The following is a 562-nucleotide window of genomic DNA, read 5'->3' on the forward strand; positions in this document are numbered from 1 at the left end:
TCACTCCCCACCCTTACACAAGCCCTACTCCCTGCATAAAAGCTCTGAATCCCTTTTAGTACACAACCCCCTACCCCGTAAACCCCTAGTACTTGCCACAACGCTTCCCTATCTATCCTATCATACGCCTTCTCCAAGTCCATAAAGGCCCAGAACACTTCTTGGTGTTTCTCTAGTTTCTTCTCACATATCTGCCTTACTGCAAATATCTGATCCCCACAACTCATCCCCTTCCTAAAACCACACTGTTCCCCCCCAATCTCTGCAACCTCTCCTCTGTACTCACCACCAGCGCAGTATCATCCGCAAACAGCAACTGACTCACTTCCCACTCCCTCCCATTCTGCTCCCTCAACTCCAATCCCCTGCCAAGTGTTCTCATTTTTACCTCTCTCACCACTCCATCCATATACACATTGAATAGCCAGGGCGACATCACACATCCCTGCCTCAAACCAACATTCACCTCAAAACTGTCACTCATTTCACTCCCCACCCTTACACAAGCCCTACTCCCTGCATAGAAGCTCTGAATCCCTTTTAGTACACAACCCCCTACCCC

Annotated in this window: 1 protein-coding gene; it reads right to left on the reverse strand. The window is 49.3% G+C overall.

What is annotated here, in order from left to right; translation table 11 throughout:
* Positions 1 to 223: 223 nt before the first annotated feature.
* A partial coding sequence (locus AAFM92_16910) for a reverse transcriptase domain-containing protein (GenBank protein MEL7302040.1) occupies positions 224 to 562 on the reverse strand: 339 nt, incomplete at its 5' end.

Source organism: Pseudomonadota bacterium (assembly GCA_038533575.1).
Classification (GTDB): domain Bacteria; phylum Pseudomonadota; class Alphaproteobacteria; order Rhodobacterales; family Rhodobacteraceae; genus Shimia_B.